This is a genomic window from Aquibium sp. A9E412 (assembly GCF_030398335.1).
Lineage (GTDB): Bacteria > Pseudomonadota > Alphaproteobacteria > Rhizobiales > Rhizobiaceae > A9E412.
Map to the genome: position 1 here is coordinate 1 of NZ_JAOAOP010000075.1, position 17,108 is coordinate 17,108.

The following is a 17,108-nucleotide window of genomic DNA, read 5'->3' on the forward strand; positions in this document are numbered from 1 at the left end:
GCCGCCGCTCCAGGTTGATGAGCTTGCCCTCGGCGCGGCGCCGCGCCAGCGCGCCGTTCTCCACCGTCGCCACGCCGGCCGAATCGTAGCCGCGGTATTCCAGCCGCTTGAGCGCGTCGACGATCAGCGGCGCCACCGGCGAATGCCCGACGATACCCACGATGCCGCACATGGCCTGTGCCCTCTTCTGTCCCGTCCCATCGTCCGCTTCTAGCCGACGGCGCGGGCAATGGAACTCACATATGGTTTCACCGCGTGTCGCACGGCGCGGCACGCCGCGCGCGCGGATCCCGGCGCACCATAGCGCGCCCGCCTTGACCGTCGGTTACCGGAAAGCCGCTACTTTTTCGCAGCCGCCAGCCGCTCGCGCAGCCGCCGGCCGAACTCCGGCCGGGTCGCCTGGCGGGCGCGGCCGAAGGCGAGCGCCTCGTCGGGCACGTCCTGGGTGATGACGCTGCCCGAGGCGACATAGGCCCCTTCGCCGATCGTCAGCGGCGCCACCAGCGAGCTGTTGGAGCCGATGAAGGCACCCGGGCCGATCGACGTGTGGTGCTTGGAAAAGCCGTCATAGTTGCAGGTGATGGTGCCGGCGCCGATGTTGGCGCCCGCCCCCACCGTCGCGTCGCCGACATAGGAGAGATGCGGCACCTTGGCGCCGGCCTCCACGCGCGTGTTCTTGATCTCGCAGAAATTGCCCACCTTGGCGCGCTCGCCGAGCGCCGCCCCCGGGCGCAGCCGCGCATAGGGGCCGATCTCGGCGCCGCCGGCCACCGTGGCGCCCTCCAGATGCGAGAAGGCGCGGATGCGCGCCCCGCCTTCCACCCGCACGCCGGGGCCGAACACCACGTGGGGCTCGATCAGCGCGTCGGCGCCGATCGCCGTGTCGTGCGACAGGAACACCGTCTCAGGCGCCGTCATCGTCACCCCGTCGAGCATCAGGGCGCTGCGCCGCCGCGCCTGCCAGACGGCCTCCGCGGCGGCCAGTTCGGCGCGCGTGTTGACGCCGAGCGCGTTCTCGAACGCCGCCTCGACGGCGGCGACGCGCAGGCCCTCCTCGACGGCCAGCGCGACGATGTCTGTGAGATAGTACTCGCCCTTGGCGTTGGCGTTGCCGATGCGCTTCAGCAGCGCCGGCGCGCGGCGTCCGTCGAGCGCCATGGCGCCGCCATTGCAGAAGGTCACCGCGCGCTCGGCCTGGCTGCAGTCCTTCTCCTCGCGGATGGCAACCAGCGCGCCGTCCTTTTCGATCAGCCGGCCGTAGCCGGCGGGCCGCTCGGTGCGGAAGCCCATCACCGCCACCGCCGCGCCGTCGGCCAGCGCGCCGCGCAGCCGGCCGAGCGCCTCGGCCTCGAGCAGCGGCGTGTCGCCGAACACCACGAGCACGTCGTCGTGACCGCGCTCCAGCGCCTGGCCGGCGGCGAGCACGGCGTGGCCGGTGCCCAGCCGCTCGCGCTGCCAGGCGATCTCGGCCCGCCCGTCGAGCGCGGCGACCGCCTCGGCGACCGCCTTGCCGGCATGGCCGACCACCACCGTCACCGCTGCGGCGCCCGCCTGGCCGATCGCGTCGAGCACATGGCCGATCATCGGCCGGCCGGCGACCGGATGCAGCACCTTCGGCGTGGCGCTCTTCATGCGCGTGCCCTCGCCGGCGGCGAGGACGATGGTGAGGCAGCTTCTGGCGCTCATGGAGGATCCGTCGTTTGGTGGCGATTTGGCTTTCTCTGTAGCACCGCGGCCGGCCCCGCTCCACCGGGGCCGGGCGCACCGCTCAGCCGAGCAGGCCGAGCGCCGGGAAGGTCTCCAGCAGCCAATAGGAGGCGGCCTGGATGCCGCCGGTCAGGAACAGCACGCCGGCGATCACCAGCAGCGCGCCGATCGCCTTCTCGACGCGGCCGAGATGCACGCGGAAGCGGGTCAGGAAGCGCGCGAAGGCGCCGGAGAAATAGGCCGCGACCAGGAACGGGATGCCGAGCCCGGCCGAATAGACGGCGAGCAGCAGCGCCCCCTCGCCGACCGTCTCGCGGCCGCCGGCCAGCGTCAGGATCGGGCCGAGCACCGGGCCGATGCACGGCGTCCAGCCGAAGGCGAAGGCGAGGCCCATCACATAGGCCGCGCCGGCGCTGGCCGGCCGCCCCTGCGCCTGGAAGCGCGCCTCGCGCGACAGGAGCGGGATGCGGATGACGCCGAGGAAGTTGAGCCCCATGACGATGATCAGCAGGCCGGCGACCACCGCCAGCTCCTGTTGCCAGGCGCGCAGCAGCGCGCCGATGGTCGACGCGCCGGCGCCGAGCGCCACGAAGACGGTGGAGAAGCCGGCGACGAAGGCGAGCGAGGCGCCGATCAGCGCGCGCCGCGGCGCCGCGGTGGCGACCGCCGTGCCGTCGCCCTGCACGGCGAGGCCGCCGGCGCGGAACTCGTCGACCGACACGCCGGCCATGTAGCACAGATAGGGCGGCACCAGCGGCAGCACGCAGGGCGACAGGAAGGACAGCGCGCCCGCGCCGAGCGCTCCGAGATAGCCGACATCGATCGCCATTTCAGACCTGCGTCACCGTTCGTCCGTTTCCCCGCCCCTATAGCGCTTCCGCGCCATGCGCTCCAATCACCATCGCGTGGCATTCGGTCGCCCTGCCCGCGTCGTACCGGCATCGCATGGTGGCATTGTGGTGACGGACGCGCGCGGCGGCGGGCATTTTCGGTTGACCCCCCGAAAGGCTCTTTCTAAGGTCCGCCGCACTTCGCCGGGCCGCTTCGCAAAGCCTGCCGGTCCGCGCCGAGGGCGGGTAGCTCAGTGGTAGAGCAGCTGACTTTTAATCAGCTGGTCGTGGGTTCGATCCCCACCCCGCTCACCACCGCAACCGTTTGAACGGGCATCGTTTCTGGAGCGCACCAGCGGCACGGGTCGCCGACCTGCGACCAGGCGGGTGGCACGGGGTCGCCTCGATGCCCCGACCCGCTCACCGCCCGGCACGCGCCGCCTTCACTCCACCGCGATCACGAAGCCGCTTGCCGGCCCGGTCGGGAACCGGTCGAGCGCGATCGTCAGGTCCTGCGCCGGTACGCCGTAGCGCATCTCCTGCGTCAGCAGCCGCACGGCCTCGCCGGTCAGCGCGATGGTCAGCCACTCGCCGGGGCAGCGATGGCCGCCCTCGAAGCCGCCGCCGCCCTGCGGCACCATCGCGAAGGCGTCGCCCCGCCAGTCCGCGAAGCGCTCGGGACGGAAGGCGTCCGGCTCCGGCCAGGCCTGCGGATGGCGGTTGGTGCCGTAGAGGTCGAGCAGCACCCAGGCGCCCGCCGAAAAGCGGTGACCGCGCCACACGAAGGGTTCCAGCGCCCGGCCGCCGACCATCGGAAAGAACGGGTAGAAGCGCCGCACCTCCTGCACGAAGGCGCGTCGGTCGGCCGCGCCGGCCGCGCCGCCCGGCCCGCCATGCACGTGCAGCGCATGCGCGGCGAACACGATGTAGCGGCCGACCGCCACGATGGGCCGCAGCAGGTTGAGAAGCTCGACCGCCGCCACCGTCTCGGGCAGACGCGCCCCCTCGGTGTCGGTGTGGCCGGCGAGCCGTGCGGCCGGAAGCGCGGGATCGGCGGCCCGGCGGCCGGCGCGGATGTCGCCGATCAGGCGGCGCGCCCAGCGTTCGGCGCGCTGGCGCAGCGCCTGCGCGCGCAGATGGGTCGGGCCGATGCTGCCGGCCCCCTCGATCATCGCGACGAGCTCGCGACGGCGCGCGGCGACGTCCTCGGCCTGCGGGTCGATGCCGCACCAGCGCAGCGCCGTGCGGGCGAGGATGTCGGCCGCCGCCTCGTGGAGCACGATCGCGCGGCCGCTCCAGCCGTCGGCGGCGATCTGCCATTCCTCGCTGAACAGCCGGCCCGCGCGCGCCAGCGCCGCCTCGTCCATCATCGCCATGAACGCCGCCTTGCGATGGCGGTGCGCCGTTCCGTCGAGCGTCTGCACGCTGCCGCGGTCCTGCAGCAGGGTCAGCGCGCTGCGCGGCATGGCGCCTTGCCGGGTGAAGCGGCCGGGATGATAGAAGGCGGCCGCCGCGTCCGGCCCGCGCATGCACGCCACCTCGCGCAGCATCAGCCGCGTGCGGAACGCGTCGCGGCCGAGCCGTTCGCAGCGGTTGGACACGAAGCGGTAGCCCTCGCGCAGCAGGGCGAGCGTGCTGTCGGCACCGGCGCGCGGCAGGCTGTCGGGTGCGGCCGCGCGGTGGCCCTGCCGTGCGAGCGCGCTCACGCTCCCACGACGCCGGCCGGCGGTGCCCACGGCCACCAGAAGGCGATGGCGCCGAGATAGAGCAGCAGGATCCAGAACAGGAAGAGCACCAGGAGCAGGCCGCTCGGCCAGTAGCCCCAGCCGCGGCTGTAGGGATAGACCGGCAGCGCCACGATCAGCAGAACCAGCACGAGCAGCAGGGTCCAGAAGCCCCACATGGCGAATTCCTCCTTTGCAAGGCCGGCGGCCGAAGGCGCGCCGGAATGCCTTCTTCGCAAGGCCGGCCGCCTGCCGCCGTCCTAGATGTAGACCAGGTAGTCCTGCGTGCGGCCGTCCTGGCGGCCGTCGGCGGTCTCGTCGGGGTCGTATTCGGGCGCCTGACGCAGTTCCTCGCGCGTCAGCCCGACCGCGATGGTGCCCTCGGCCCAGTTGATGTCGGCGATGCGCTGCGGCGCGATCAGCACCTTGCGGCCGGGCCACCAGTTCTTGGTGTCGACCACCACGTAGCGGATGGCCCAGCCGTCGGCCTCGACCAGCATGTCCTCGACATGGCCCATGTCGCCGTCGGCGGCGTGGATGTAGTAGCCGGTCACCTCGCCGACCGAGCGCAGATGCGGATCGCCGCGCCCGGTCTCCTGGCGCTCGCGCGCGGCCTCGGCCGCGGCCGCCGTCTGGTCGACCGGCGTCGCCGCCACGCCGGCGAGCGGCGCATAGGCGGTGCCCGCCCAGTAGGGCTGCCAGCCGTAATAGGCATAGATGTCGGTCTCGTGCTGGCGCGACACCGGCTCGTCCGCGTCGAGCCGCGGGCTCGACTTGACCTGCGCCCGGGTGACGGTGACCGAGAACAGCGACTGCGCCGCGTCCGGCCGGGCGAACTCGCGCGGCGGCAGCAGCACCTTGCGGCTCTCCAGCCAGCCTCCCGCCTCGATCACCGCCCAGCGGATGGTCCAGCCGCGGTCGTCGAACAGCAGGTCCGAGACGCGGCCGATCTCGCCGTCGCTGGCTTGCACGCCGTAGTGGCGCAACGCGGATGCAGTCCACAACATCGCTTGTCTCCCGTGCCGCTATGGTGCCTCAGCTTCGCGGACCGCCGGTCTGCGAGTGCGGGCCGCCCGGCTGCGACACCCCGGCCAGGGCGGCGCTCGCCGCCGCGCCGCCGGCCTGGAAGGCGATGTCGCCGATCGCCAGGATGCCGACCAGCCGCTTGTCGCGGTCGAGCACCGGCAGGCGTCGGATCTGCTGCTCGGCCATGTTGCGCCCCACCGTTTCGGTGTCGTCGTCGGCGAAGCAGTATTTCAGGTCGCGCGTCATCGCCTCGCGCACCGGCGTGTCGGGACCCTTGTTTTCTGCGACGACGCGCAGCGCCAGGTCGCGGTCCGTCAGCATGCCGACCAGCCGGTCGCCCTCGCCGACCGGCACGGCGCCGGCATCGAGCGCGCCCATCCGCCGTGCGGCCTCGCGCACCGGCTGGTCGGGGCTGGCGGTCTCCACATGGCGGGTCATCGCTTCGCTGACCTTCATCGTCCGCTCTCCATCGCTCGTGAGACGGGCGGGCCGGACGGACCGTTCCCGATCCGGCATGCCGGCTCTCGTCGGCTCAATGCGCGAGCCCGGCGGACGTTCCGCCGGTCGCGCGGCAGGGAACCGGCGGCCGGCCCGGCCATTGAGACGCATGACCGACGCCCTCCTGACCACCGACACCGGACCCACCGATACCGGGACCACCGATACCGGCGCGCCGCCGCCGCGCCCGGTGCGCTTTGCCTCCGCCAGCCCGACGATCCTGCCCGACATCGCGCGCGGGCCGCGCCATGCGCCGCCGGTCGAGCTTTGCGGCGAGCTGCACCTGCCGGCCGACACCAGCGGCCCGGTGCCGGCCTGCGTCGTCCTGCAGGGGCTCGGCGGGCCGATGCCGGCGCGCGAGGGCGCCTATGGCCGGCTCCTGGCCGACGCCGGCTGCGCCGGCCTGGTGATCGACGGCTTCGCCGCGCGCGGCATCCGAAGCCGCACCGACACGATGCGCGCGCTGCGGCTGACCGAGGCGATGATGCTGGCCGACGCCTTCGCCGCGCTCGCCTATCTCGCCGAACGGCCGGAGATCGACGCCGGCCGCATCCACGTCGTCGGCTTTTCCTACGGCGGCATGATCGCCATGCTGTGCGCCTATCGCCAGATCGCCGACCTCTATGCCCGCAGCGCCCATCGCTTCGCCGGCCACATCTCCTATTACGGCTGCAGCATCGCCCGCCTCGACGCGCCCGCCACCACCGGCAGCCCGGTGCTGCTTCTGGTTGGCGGCCGCGACGGCAACGTGTCGGTCCCGCGCTCGCACGCCATCGCCGACGACATGCAGCGCGGCGGCTCGCCGGTCCGCCTGGTGGTCTACGAGGACGCCTGCCACCAATGGGACGGCGAGGACGAGACGCCGCGCCACGTCAACTTCAACCTGCGCAACTGCCGCATGCGCGTGGCGCCCGACAACACCATCACCGACGAGCGCACGGGCCTGCGCATGCGCGGCGCGACGAGCCGCGCCCTGTTGATCGCGACGGCCGCCGACCCGCGCGGCTACACGATCCTGCGCGACCGCGCGACGACCCGCCGCTCGAATGCCGCGCTCGTCTCCATGGTGAAGGGCTGAAGCGCGCCGCACGCGCGAACACGCAAAAGTGATCGCCGCAGGTGAACCGCCATCGCGCTGCCGGCTTTCCCGTCTTAGGATGGGTTAACGTCCCGTTTCGGCCGCCGGTAAGGCGGCCGGACGCCGGACGCCCGATCGCAAGCCCGAGGAGGTCGCCATGAAGAAGCTGTTCTCATCGCTGTGCGCGGCGGCGATCGCCGCGTCGATGGCCGCGCTGCCCGTGCCGCAGGCGGCGGCCGGTCCGCTGGCCGTTCCGGCCGCGCCCGCCGTCGGCCCGAGCGCGGCGGAAGCCGGCCGCACCGAGGTCGGCCACCGCGGCTGGCGCCGCTATCACGGTCCGGTCTTCAGGGGCGGCCCGCGCGGCGGCCGGCCGCATTTCGACCAGAACAACCAGTGGCGCTACGGCCGCCAGCACGGCGGACCCTATGTCTACTGGAACGGTCATCGCGGCTACAAGCAGCGCCGCAAGGGCTATCGCTACCGCGACGGCTACTGGTTCCCGCCGGCCGCCTTCATCGCCGGCGCGATCATCTCCGGCGCCATCGCCAATTCGCGCTCCTGGGACCGGCATGTGCGCTGGTGCGACCGGCGCTACCGGTCCTACCGGGCGTCGGACGACACGTTCCAGCCCTATAACGGCCCGCGCAAGCGCTGCAATTCGCCATACAACTAGGGCGCTTGCCGGCGAAGCCGATCCCGCTTCGCCGTCGGCAGACGCGACAGGACACGGCCATTGGGCGCCCCCTCGGGCGCCCTTCTTCTTTGGGCGCCCCTCGGGCGCCCTTCTTCTTTCGGCGCCGCCCGGCAAGCCCGCCTCAGCCGCCGCCGGCGTCCGCCTCGTGGTCGGCCAGAAGCCGCAGCCAGGCGCGCAGCCGCGCCGCATTGACGCCCATGTCGGAGCGGCCGAGCTGGGCGCGGCCGTGCATGGCGACGCCCGAGCGCCCCTGGCCGAGATCGACGAAGGCGACCGAGATCGTGTCGGGAAAGCGCATCAGCCGGCTGCGCGCCACATAGCGCAGCCGCGTGGGATCGCCGTCGTCGTCGACGCGGACAAGCCGCGCCCGGCCGGCCAGCCGCTCGGCCATGATCGTTCGCATCGCCGCGGCATCGCGGTCGTAGACCGGGCTGGCGATGTCGGGCGTGCGGCGCGGGCAGTGGTCGGGCGGGCAGACCAGCGCCTCGTTCGGCTTCGGCGCCGGGCCGAGCGTCGCGAAATCGGTGTCGCCGAGATCGGGATCGCCGGCGATGCGGCGCCAGAAGCCGTCGCGGTCGAGCGCGAACAGCGCGCCGACCACCGCCAGCACGGCGACAACGGCGAGAAGGATGACGCTGACTGTCTTCAAGGGCAGAGGCTCCGTCGTGTGGCGCCGATGGCACGGCTCGCGACAACAATGGCCCGCCGCGCCGCGAAGGCAAGGCCGCGGGCCGCGCCGTCAGGTCGCGCTCAGCGTGCGGCGCACCGCGTCGCGCCAGCCGGCCAGCCGCGCCGCGCGCTCGGCCGCGTCCATCGCCGGCGCGAACTGCCGGTCGAGCGCCCAGGCCTCGGCGAAGGCCTGCTGCCCCGGCCACACGCCGGCGCGCGAGCCGGCCAGCCACGCCGCGCCGAGCGCGGTGGTCTCGAGCACGGTCGGCCGGTCGACCGGCGCGCCGAGGATGTCGGCCAGCCGCTGCATCGTCCAGTCGCTCGCCACCATGCCGCCGTCGACGCGCAGCACCGTGTCGGCCGCCCCGCCCTGCCAGTCGCCATGCATCGCCTCGATCAGGTCGTATGTCTGGAAGGCGACCGATTCCAGCGCCGCGCGGGCGAGCTCGGCCGGTCCCGTCGCCCGCGTCAGGCCGAACAGCGCGCCGCGCGCCTCCGCGTCCCAGTGCGGCGCACCGAGGCCGACGAAGGCCGGCACCAGATGCACCGCCTGGTGTGGGTCGGCGCGCGCGGCCAGCGGCCCCGTCTCGGCCGCCTCGGCGATGATACCCAGCCCGTCGCGCAACCACTGCACCGCCGCCCCGGCGACGAAGATCGAGCCTTCCAACGCATAGGTCGTGCGGCCGTCGAGCCGATAGGCGATGGTCGTCAGCAGCCGGTTCTGCGAGCGCACCCGCTCTTCGCCGGTGTTGAGCACGGCGAAGCAACCGGTGCCGTAGGTCGCCTTCAGCATGCCGGGCGCGAAGCAGGCCTGGCCGATGGTCGCCGCCTGCTGGTCGCCGGCCACGCCGAGGATCGGGATCGCCGCGCCGAACAGCGCCGGGTCGGTGGTGCCGAAATCGGCCGCGCTGTCGCGCACCTGCGCCAGCATGCCGGCCGGCACGCCGAAGGCGGCGCAGAGCTCCTCGTCCCAGCGATTGGCGCCGATGTCGTAGCAAAGCGTGCGCGAGGCGTTGGTGGCGTCGGTGGCGTGCACCCGGCCGCCGGTCAGCCGCCAGATCAGGAAGCTGTCGAGCGTGCCGGCGACGAGCCGGCCCCGTTCGGCCGCGCGTCGCGCGCCCGCGACATGGTCGAGCAGCCAGGCGATCTTGGTGGCCGAGAAATACGGGTCGAGCAAGAGCCCGGTGCGCGCGGCGACGAGCGGCTCGAGCCCCTCGCCGCGCAGCCGCTCGCAGGCCGGCTGCGTGCGCCGGTCCTGCCACACGATGGCGTTGTGGATCGGCCGGCCGGTCTCGCGCTCCCACACCAGCGCCGTCTCGCGCTGGTTGGTGATGCCGATGCCGGCGACCGCCGAGGCCGCGACGCCGGCCTTGTCGAGCGCGTCGCGCACCGTCTCCACGACGCTGCGCCAGATCTCCTCTGCGTCGTGCTCGACCCAGCCGGAGGCCGGATAGTGCTGCGTGAACGCGCGCTGGCTCGTGGCGAGCGCGCGCTGCGCGCGGTCGAACAGGATCGCCCGCGTCGAGGTGGTTCCCTGGTCGATCGCCAGAACGTAGCCGTCCATGTCTCCTCCCCGCATGCCCCCGCTCCCCCGCATACCGCTGTCCGCGCGCCCGCGCCCATCATGCCCGCCGGCCCGGCCGGCGCCAATGCGCGACCACCGCCCGCCGCCTCAGCCCGCCGGCCGCTCCGCGACGAGCGCGCGCATGAAGGCGTCGACGGCCGCCGCCTCGTCCGGCGATAGCCGCAGGCCGCGCTTGGTGCGCCGCCACAGCACGTCGTCGCCGGTCTGCGCCCATTCCGCGCGGGCGAGATAGCGCAGCTCCGCCTCGTAGAGGTCGGCGCCGAAATGGCGGCCGAGATCGGCCGGCGCCGCCGCGCCGGCAAGCAGCGCGCCGGCGCGCGTGCCGTAGAGCCGCACCAGCCGGCGCGCATGGCCCGCCTCGAGAAACGGGTGGCCGCGGCGCAGCGCCGCGACCGCGGCGTCGAAGCCGGTGACGGGAAAGTCGCCGCCCGGCAGCGCCGCATCGGCCGTCCACGGCCCGCCCTTGCGGCCGAGCCGCGCCTCGGCGCGCGCCAGCACCGCCTCGGCGAGCCGGCGGTAGGTGGTGATCTTGCCGCCGAAGATGTCGATCCGCGCCGCCTCGTCCGGCCCGCCGGAGACCTTCAGCACATAGTCGCGCGTCGCCTCCTGCGCCTTGCCGGCGCCGTCGTCGTAGAGCGGCCGCACGCCCGAATAGGTCCACCGAACCGTCTCGCGCCGCACCGGCCGTTCGAAATAGGCGCTCGCCGCCGCGCACAGATAGGCGATCTCCGCCTCGTCCGCCGCCGCCTCGGCCGGGTCGCCGGCAAAGTCGCGGTCGGTGGTGCCGATCAGCGTGAAATCCTCCTCGTAGGGGATGGCGAAGACGATGCGCCCGTCGCTGTTCTGGAAGAAATAGGCGCGCGGATCGTCGTGAAGCCGCGGCACGACGATGTGGCTGCCCTTGACCAGGCGCACGCTGCCGGCCGCGTTGCGCCCCATCGTTTCGGCCAGCACCCGGTCGACCCAGGGGCCGGCGGCGTTGACGAGCAGCCGTGCGCGCACCGTCTCGCGCCGGCCGGTGCGCGTGTCCTCCACCGCCACGCGCCAGCCGTCCTGCGCGCGCCGCGCCGCCACCACGCGGCTGCGCGTGCGGATCACCGCGCCGCGGTCGGCCGCGTCGCGCGCGTTGAGCACGACCAGCCGCGCGTCGTTCACCCAGCAGTCGGAGTATTCGAAGGCGCGGCGGAACGCGCGCTTCAGCGGCGCGCCCGCCGGATCGCGCGCCAGGTCGAGCGTGCGCGTGGCCGGCAGCAGCCGGCGGCCGCCGATGTGGTCGTAGACGAACAGCCCGAGCCGCAACAGCCAGGCCGGCCGCATGCCGGCATGGTGCGGCAGCACGAAGCGCAGCGGCCAGATGATGTGCGGCGCCATGCGCCACAGCACCTCGCGCTCCTTCAGCGCCTCGCGCACGAGGCGGAACTCGTAATGCTCGAGATAGCGCAACCCGCCATGGATCAGCTTGGTCGACCACGACGAGGTGCCGCTCGCCAGGTCGTTCATCTCGGCCAGGAGGACGCTGTGGCCGCGCCCGGCGGCGTCGCGCGCGATGCCGCAGCCATTGATGCCGCCGCCGATGACGACGATGTCGTAGAGGTCGGCCCCGTCGTCGTCCACGATGGTCTCCTGCCCGGCGCAATGTGAAAGCAAAACGAAACTAAAACGAAAGTCTTGCGCGCGTCAAACCGGTTTCCGCGCCCGGTCCGCTCAGCGCGCCGTCTCGACCAGCGCCACGTCGCTCTCGCGGCACAGCCGGCGCACCGCGTCGACCGGGCAGCGGTCGGTGACGAAGGTCTGCACCTGGCGCAGGTGGCCGACGCGCACCGGCGCGGTGCGCTCGAACTTGGTCGAATCGGCGACCAGCACGACGTGGCGGGCGCTGGCGATGATCGCCTGCGCCACCTTCACCTCGCGGAAATCGTAGTCGAACAGCGCCCCGTCCTCGTCGATCGCCGAGGCGCCGATCACCGCGAAGTCGACCTTGAACTGGCGGATGAAGTCGACCGCCGCCTCGCCGACGATGCCGCCGTCCGACCGCCGCACGACGCCGCCGGCGACGATCGTCTCGATCGCGGGGGCGAGCCGCAGCCGGTTGGCCACGTTGATGTTGTTGGTCACGACGAGCAGCCCCTCATGCTCGCCGAGCGCCTCGGCGACGGCCTCGGTGGTGGTGCCGATGGTCAGGAACAGCGAGGCCTTGGCCGGGATCAGCGCGGCCGCCGCGCGGCCGATCGCGCGCTTCTCCTCCGAGGCGATGCGGCGGCGCTCGGCATAGCCGACATTCTCGCTGCCGGCCGGAAACAGCGCCCCGCCATGGCTGCGCGTCAGCACGCGCCGCGCGCACAGCGCGTTGAGGTCCTTGCGGATCGTCTGGGCGCTGACGCCGAAGCGCCGGGCGAGCGCGTCGACGGTGACACGGCCCTCGTCGCGGGCGACCTGGACGATCTCGCTGTGCCGCATCGACAGTTGCATGGCATTCCCGCCTCGCCGGCCTTCGCATCTTTCGTTTCTAGCGCAAAAGCGAAACAAACGAAAGTCGGCGCTGCGACCGCGCCGAGCGCGCCTCAGCCGGGGACGTCGGGCAGGCTGGCGAAGGCGGCCTTCAGCGCGCGCGACCAGCCTTCCGAGATCTGCCGGTAGTAGCCGTCGTCGGCGGCGAAGCGCTTGCGGAAGCCGACGCGGAAGCTGTCGCGTTCGTAGAACAGCAGGTCGAGCGGCAGCCCGACCGACAGGTTCGACTTCAAGGTGGAATCGAACGACACCATCAAGAGCTTGACCGTCTCGGCGAAGCTCAGCGCCGGATCGTAGGCGCGCACCAGGATCGGCTTGCCGTACTTGGTCTCGCCGATCTGCAGGAACGGTGTGTCCGGCCCGCTCTCGATGAAGTTGCCTTCCGGGTAGATCAGGAACAGCCGCGGCTCGGTGCCGCGGATCTGGCCGCCCAGGATGAAGGAGGCGCCGAAGGCGTCGGCGGTCTGGCCGACCGGCGTCGAATGGCCGATCACCTCCTTGATGACGTCGCCGACCAGCCGCGCGGTCTGGAACATCGACGGCGTGTCGAGGATCGACGGCGCGCGCTCGGCCGGCGCCTTCGAGCGTTCCTCGATCAGGCTGACCACGGCCTGCGTGGTCGCCAGGTTGCCGGCCGACAGAAGCACGAGCACGCGTTCGCCCGGCGTCTCCCACACCGTCATCTTGCCGAAGGTGGAGATGTTGTCGACGCCCGCATTGGTGCGCGTGTCCGACATGAAGACCAGGCCCCGGTCTATCTGGAGCCCGACGCAATAGGTCATCGGCGTCGATCCGAATCGAGAATGCCCGACCGATTACTGCTCGACCGTGATGCGAACCGCAAGCCGTTCCTCCGCGCTGCCGTGCCGGATCCCCGAAATCGGCATGGCGTCGCGATAGTCGCAGCCCACCGCCAGCCGCACGTAGCGCTCGTCGGGCGAGATGCCGTTCGAGCAGTCGAAGGCGACCCAGCCGAGATGGTCGACATGCGCCTCGGCCCAGGCGTGGCTCGCCGCCTGCTCGTCGGTGTCGTCGAGCTTCAGGTAGCCGCTGACGTAGCGCGCCGGAAAGCCCATGCGGCGCGCCGCGGCGATGAAGATGTGGGCGTGGTCCTGGCACACGCCGCTGCCGTTCGCCAGCGCCTCCTCCGCGCTCGTCTGCGCGTCGGTCGCACCCAGCGTGTAGGCGACGCGCTCGCCGATCGCCGCCATCAGCCGGTGCAGCCGGTCGAGCGCCTCGCCGCCCTGCAGCCCGCCGATCAGCGCCTCGACGCGCGGCCCGGCCCCCGTCAGCCCGGTCTCGCGCAGGAACAGCCACAGCGGCGCGAAGCCGCGGTGCGGGCCCGACACGCCGTCGCGGCCGAAGGTCTCCACCTCGCCCTCGGCCGTCAGCACGATGGTGTGCGGCTCGCCCTCGACGCTGACCAGCCGCGTGTCGTTGCCCAGATGGTCGACGAAGCGCACCTGCTCGCGCGCGCCCTCGATGCCGATCGTCCAGGAATCGACCTTCTGCACCGCGCTCGAGCGCGGGTAGAGCCGCAGCCGCTGCAGCGCATAGGCGACCGGCGCGTCGTAGGCATATTCGGTCTTGTGCCTGATCTTCAGCCGCATGGCCCCCTCGCCTCAGTAGAAGCGGTAGTCGTGCGCCACCTGGGCGCCGAGATTGTTGTTGTCGCGGATGAACTCGGTGAGGAACTCGTGCAGCCCGTCCTCGAAGATCTCCTCGATGCTGCGTGCGCGCAGCTTCTGCTCCATGCCCTCGGCGATCTCCTGGCAGGTGTGGCGCTCGCCGTATTCCTCCAGCAGATAGCGCAGGCTGCCGCCGATGGCGCTGTAGCAGAAGGCCAGCGAGCGCGGCATGCGGCGGTTGAGGATCAGATACTCGGCGATGCTGGTCGGCCGGTACTCCGCGTCGTAGACCCAGCGGTAGGAGCGGTGCGCGGAGACCGAGCGCAGGATCGATTCCCACTGGTGGTTGTCGAGCGACGAGCCGACCCAGGCCGCCGAGGGCAGCAGCACGTAGTATTTCACGTCGAGGATGCGCGCGGTGTTGTCGGCGCGCTCGACATAGGTGCCGAGGCGGGCGAAGTCGAAGATCTCGTTGCGCAGCATGGTGCCATGGAAGGCGCCGCGGATCTGCGCCGTCTCGCGCTTGATGGCGTCGAGCACGGCGGGCAGCTCGCGCTCGTCGACCGGCGCGGCGAGCAGCCGGCGCAGCGACATCCACGCCTCGTTGATGCTCTCCCACGCCTCGCGCGTCAGCGCCGTGCGCACCATGCGCGCGTTGCTGCGCGCCGTCTCGATGGACGAGATCACGCTCGAGGGGTTCTGCGGGTCGCGCAGCAGGAACTCCCAGGCCGCGCGCGCGTCGTAGGCGTCGTGCCGCGCCTCGAAGTCGGCCCGCGTGCCCGAGCTGATGACCACCGAGCGCCACTCCTCGGCCGAGCTCTCCGTCAGGGTGAGCGCCAGCCGCAGCCCGGCGTCGACCAGGCGCGCCATGTTCTCGGCCCGCTCGATGTAGCGGGTCATCCAGTAGAGGCCGTTGGCGGTGCGTCCGAGCAGCATCAGTCGTCCAGCACCCAGGTGTCCTTGGTGCCGCCGCCCTGCGAGGAATTGACCACCAGAGAGCCCTCCTTCAGCGCCACCCGCGTCAGCCCGCCCGGCACGATCTCGACCCGGTCCGACACCAGCACGAAGGGCCTGAGGTCGACATGGCGCGGCGCCAGCCCCGCCTCCGTCAGGATCGGGCAGGTCGACAGCGACAGCGTCGGCTGGGCGATGTAGTTGTCGGGCCGGGCGGCGAGCTTGGCGGCGAACGCCTCGCGCTCGGCCTTGCTGGCGGCCGGTCCCACCAGCATGCCGTAGCCGCCCGAGCCGTGCACCTCCTTGACGACCAGCTCGCCGAGATGCGCCAGCACGTATTTCAGCGCCTCCGGCTCCGAGCAGCGCCACGTCGGCACGTTGCCGAGGATCGCCTTGCGGCCGGTGTAGAACTCGACGATCTCCGGCATGTAGGAGTAGATCGCCTTGTCGTCGGCGATGCCGGTGCCCGGCGCGTTGGCGATCGTGATGCGGCCGGCGCGGTAGACGTCCATGATGCCGGCCACGCCGAGCGCGGAATCGGGCCGGAAGGTCAGCGGATCGAGGAAGTCGTCGTCGACGCGCCGGTAGAGCACGTCGATCTTGCGGTAGCCCTGCGTGGTGCGCATCGCCACATTGCCGTCGACGACGCGCAGGTCCTGCCCCTCGACCAATTCGACGCCCATCTGGTCGGCCAGGAAGGCGTGCTCGAAATAGGCGGAGTTGAAGGTGCCGGGCGTCAGCACGGCGATCGTCGGCGCGCCGGCGCAGCCGGGCGGCCCGACCGCGGCCAGCGACTTGCGCAGCAGCTTGGGGTAGTTCTCGACCGGCCGCACCTTGACGCGCTGGAACAGCTCCGGGAAGAGCTGCATCATCGTCTCGCGGTTCTCCAGCATGTAGGACACGCCCGACGGCGTGCGCGCATTGTCCTCCAGCACGTAGAAGTCGTTCTCGCCGGTGCGCACGATATCGACGCCGATGATGTGGGTGTAGACGCCGGCCGGCGGCCGCACGCCGATCATCTCGGGCAGGAAGGCCCGGTTGCGCGCGATCAGCTCGACGGGAATGCGCCCGGCGCGCAGGATCTCCTGGCGGTGGTAGATGTCGTCGAGGAAGGCGTTGAGCGCGCGCACGCGCTGCTCGATGCCCTGGGTGAGCCGGCGCCACTCCGAGCCCGACAGGATGCGCGGCACGATGTCGAAGGGGATCAGCCGTTCGGTCGCCGCCTCCTCGCCATAGACGTTGAAGGTGATGCCGGTGCGCCGGAAGACGCTCTCGGCGTCGCGCATCTTGGCCGTCAGGCGGGCGGGATCCTGCTCGCCGAACCAGCTGTCGTAGGCGGCATAGGGCTGGCGAAGCCCCGGCTGGCCGGAGCCCATCTCGTCGAATGCGACCACGCGTTCTCCTCTCCGATCGCCATTTCACGGCCCGCGGCGCAAAATTGCAAGCCGGTCCGTGGAGTTAGGGGCCGCGGCGGCGAAGTCCAGCCGGCCGGCCGGCCGCGCGGCGGTGAAACTGCGCGGCCCGATCGACCGTATGTTAGGCTAGGAAACCCGGCCGCCCGCGCCGCCCGCAGCGCGCCGGCGGTCCCGCAAGGGAGGCAGAACGATGCCCGTGAAGTCGCTTCTCGTGTCGCTTCTGGCGATCTTCTGGCTGTCGGCCGCGCAGGCCGGCGAAGCCGAGGTGCGCTCGGCGCAGAAGACCATCGCCGGCCAGATCGAGGCGTTCCGCGCCGGCGATCACGGCGCCGCCTACGGCTACGCCGCGCCCAACATCAAGCGCCTGTTTCCCACCGTCGAGCGCTTCATGTCGATGGTCGTCAGCGGCTATCAGCCGGTCTACCGGCCGCAGAGCTATGCCTTCGGCAAGGTCGAGGAGCTGAGCGGCACGTCGATCGTGCAGCAGGTCCTCTTGGTCGGCCCGGACGGCCGCAACTACGAGGCCGTCTACACGCTCGAACTGCAGCCCGACGGCACGCACCGCATCACCGGCGTCAGCCTGCGCGCCTCCAACGCGTTGAGCACCTGACCACCCGCGAACCCGCCCCGCCCCGATCTTCCCCCTTGAGGGGGAGATGTCGGCGCAGCCGACAGAGGGGGGCGCGGGCGCCGCACAGGCCCGTGGCGGAAAACGGCAGACGACAGCGCGCCGGCAAACACGTGCGCGACCTCACCCTCTCCCCGCCTGCGGGGAGAGGGCAGGGTGAGGGG

General features: G+C 72.1%; 17 protein-coding genes and 1 tRNA gene. 4 read left to right on the plus strand and 14 right to left on the minus strand.

Translation table 11 applies throughout. The features are described from left to right. Positions 1 to 339 precede the first annotated feature (339 nt). Together glmU and N1F89_RS18120 are read right to left on the minus strand one after the other, a co-directional pair. Complete coding sequence (gene glmU / locus N1F89_RS18115; RefSeq protein ID WP_290085815.1) at positions 340 to 1,686, minus strand: bifunctional UDP-N-acetylglucosamine diphosphorylase/glucosamine-1-phosphate N-acetyltransferase GlmU; 1,347 nt, start codon at positions 1,684 to 1,686, stop codon at positions 340 to 342. A gap of 82 nt (positions 1,687 to 1,768) precedes the next feature. Next, positions 1,769 to 2,536, minus strand: a complete 768-nt coding sequence (locus N1F89_RS18120; protein WP_290085816.1) for a cytochrome c biogenesis CcdA family protein — start codon at positions 2,534 to 2,536, stop codon at positions 1,769 to 1,771. A gap of 241 nt (positions 2,537 to 2,777) precedes the next feature. Here N1F89_RS18120 and N1F89_RS18125 point away from each other — a divergent pair. After that, positions 2,778 to 2,852 (plus strand) — tRNA-Lys (locus N1F89_RS18125). Between the two features lie 128 nt (positions 2,853 to 2,980). Here the strand turns inward: N1F89_RS18125 and N1F89_RS18130 are convergent. The 4 genes from N1F89_RS18130 to N1F89_RS18145 form a co-directional block, all read right to left on the minus strand. Beyond that, the gene (locus N1F89_RS18130; RefSeq protein ID WP_290085817.1) at positions 2,981 to 4,243 is read right to left on the minus strand and encodes a cytochrome P450; all 1,263 of its coding nucleotides are present in this window, start codon (positions 4,241 to 4,243) and stop codon (positions 2,981 to 2,983) included. Then, positions 4,240 to 4,440, minus strand: a complete 201-nt coding sequence (locus tag N1F89_RS18135; RefSeq protein WP_290085818.1) for a DUF3309 family protein — start codon at positions 4,438 to 4,440, stop codon at positions 4,240 to 4,242. Before N1F89_RS18135 ends, N1F89_RS18130 begins: the two co-directional genes overlap by 4 nt. Before the next feature lie 81 nt (positions 4,441 to 4,521). Beyond that, on the minus strand, positions 4,522 to 5,268 hold the full coding sequence (locus N1F89_RS18140; protein ID WP_290085819.1) for a PRC-barrel domain-containing protein: 747 nt from the start codon (positions 5,266 to 5,268) through the stop codon (positions 4,522 to 4,524). Positions 5,269 to 5,296: 28 nt separating this feature from the next. Further along, positions 5,297 to 5,743, minus strand: coding sequence for a CBS domain-containing protein (locus tag N1F89_RS18145; protein WP_290085820.1), 447 nt, complete (start codon positions 5,741 to 5,743; stop codon positions 5,297 to 5,299). 151 nt (positions 5,744 to 5,894) lie between these two features. On the opposite strand from N1F89_RS18145, the gene N1F89_RS18150 reads away from it, so the two are divergent. Both N1F89_RS18150 and N1F89_RS18155 read left to right on the plus strand, forming a co-directional pair. Beyond that, positions 5,895 to 6,863 carry a dienelactone hydrolase family protein gene (locus tag N1F89_RS18150; protein WP_290085821.1) on the plus strand — a complete coding sequence of 323 codons (969 nt, stop codon included), beginning with the start codon at positions 5,895 to 5,897 and terminating at the stop codon, positions 6,861 to 6,863. A 157-nt stretch (positions 6,864 to 7,020) separates the two neighbouring features. Continuing rightward, complete coding sequence (locus N1F89_RS18155) at positions 7,021 to 7,536, plus strand: BA14K family protein (RefSeq protein WP_290085822.1); 516 nt, start codon at positions 7,021 to 7,023, stop codon at positions 7,534 to 7,536. 142 nt (positions 7,537 to 7,678) lie between these two features. On the opposite strand, the gene N1F89_RS18160 is transcribed toward N1F89_RS18155, so the two are convergent. From N1F89_RS18160 to N1F89_RS18195, 8 genes are all read right to left on the minus strand, one after another. Further along, on the minus strand, positions 7,679 to 8,206 hold the full coding sequence (locus N1F89_RS18160; RefSeq protein WP_290085823.1) for a DUF1499 domain-containing protein: 528 nt from the start codon (positions 8,204 to 8,206) through the stop codon (positions 7,679 to 7,681). Positions 8,207 to 8,296: 90 nt separating this feature from the next. After that, complete coding sequence (gene glpK, locus N1F89_RS18165) at positions 8,297 to 9,790, minus strand: glycerol kinase GlpK (RefSeq protein WP_290085824.1); 1,494 nt, start codon at positions 9,788 to 9,790, stop codon at positions 8,297 to 8,299. Positions 9,791 to 9,898: 108 nt separating this feature from the next. Continuing rightward, positions 9,899 to 11,425, minus strand: coding sequence for a glycerol-3-phosphate dehydrogenase (gene glpD / locus N1F89_RS18170; protein WP_290085826.1), 1,527 nt, complete (start codon positions 11,423 to 11,425; stop codon positions 9,899 to 9,901). A 90-nt stretch (positions 11,426 to 11,515) separates the two neighbouring features. Further along, positions 11,516 to 12,280 carry a DeoR/GlpR family DNA-binding transcription regulator gene (locus N1F89_RS18175; protein WP_290085827.1) on the minus strand — a complete coding sequence of 255 codons (765 nt, stop codon included), beginning with the start codon at positions 12,278 to 12,280 and terminating at the stop codon, positions 11,516 to 11,518. Positions 12,281 to 12,372: 92 nt separating this feature from the next. Continuing rightward, positions 12,373 to 13,101: a proteasome-type protease gene (locus N1F89_RS18180; protein ID WP_290085828.1), complete on the minus strand. Its 729-nt coding sequence runs from the start codon at positions 13,099 to 13,101 to the stop codon at positions 12,373 to 12,375. A gap of 33 nt (positions 13,102 to 13,134) precedes the next feature. Next, positions 13,135 to 13,929 (minus strand): transglutaminase family protein, encoded by a 795-nt coding sequence (locus N1F89_RS18185; protein WP_290085829.1) that lies wholly within the window; start codon positions 13,927 to 13,929, stop codon positions 13,135 to 13,137. A 12-nt stretch (positions 13,930 to 13,941) separates the two neighbouring features. Then, positions 13,942 to 14,883, minus strand: coding sequence for an alpha-E domain-containing protein (locus N1F89_RS18190; protein ID WP_290085831.1), 942 nt, complete (start codon positions 14,881 to 14,883; stop codon positions 13,942 to 13,944). Then, complete coding sequence (locus tag N1F89_RS18195; RefSeq protein ID WP_290085832.1) at positions 14,883 to 16,295, minus strand: circularly permuted type 2 ATP-grasp protein; 1,413 nt, start codon at positions 16,293 to 16,295, stop codon at positions 14,883 to 14,885. Before N1F89_RS18195 ends, N1F89_RS18190 begins: the two co-directional genes overlap by 1 nt. A 211-nt stretch (positions 16,296 to 16,506) precedes the next feature. Here N1F89_RS18195 and N1F89_RS18200 point away from each other — a divergent pair, with 211 nt between their 5' ends. After that, on the plus strand, positions 16,507 to 16,926 hold the full coding sequence (locus tag N1F89_RS18200; RefSeq protein ID WP_290085833.1) for a DUF4864 domain-containing protein: 420 nt from the start codon (positions 16,507 to 16,509) through the stop codon (positions 16,924 to 16,926). Positions 16,927 to 17,108 lie beyond the last annotated feature (182 nt).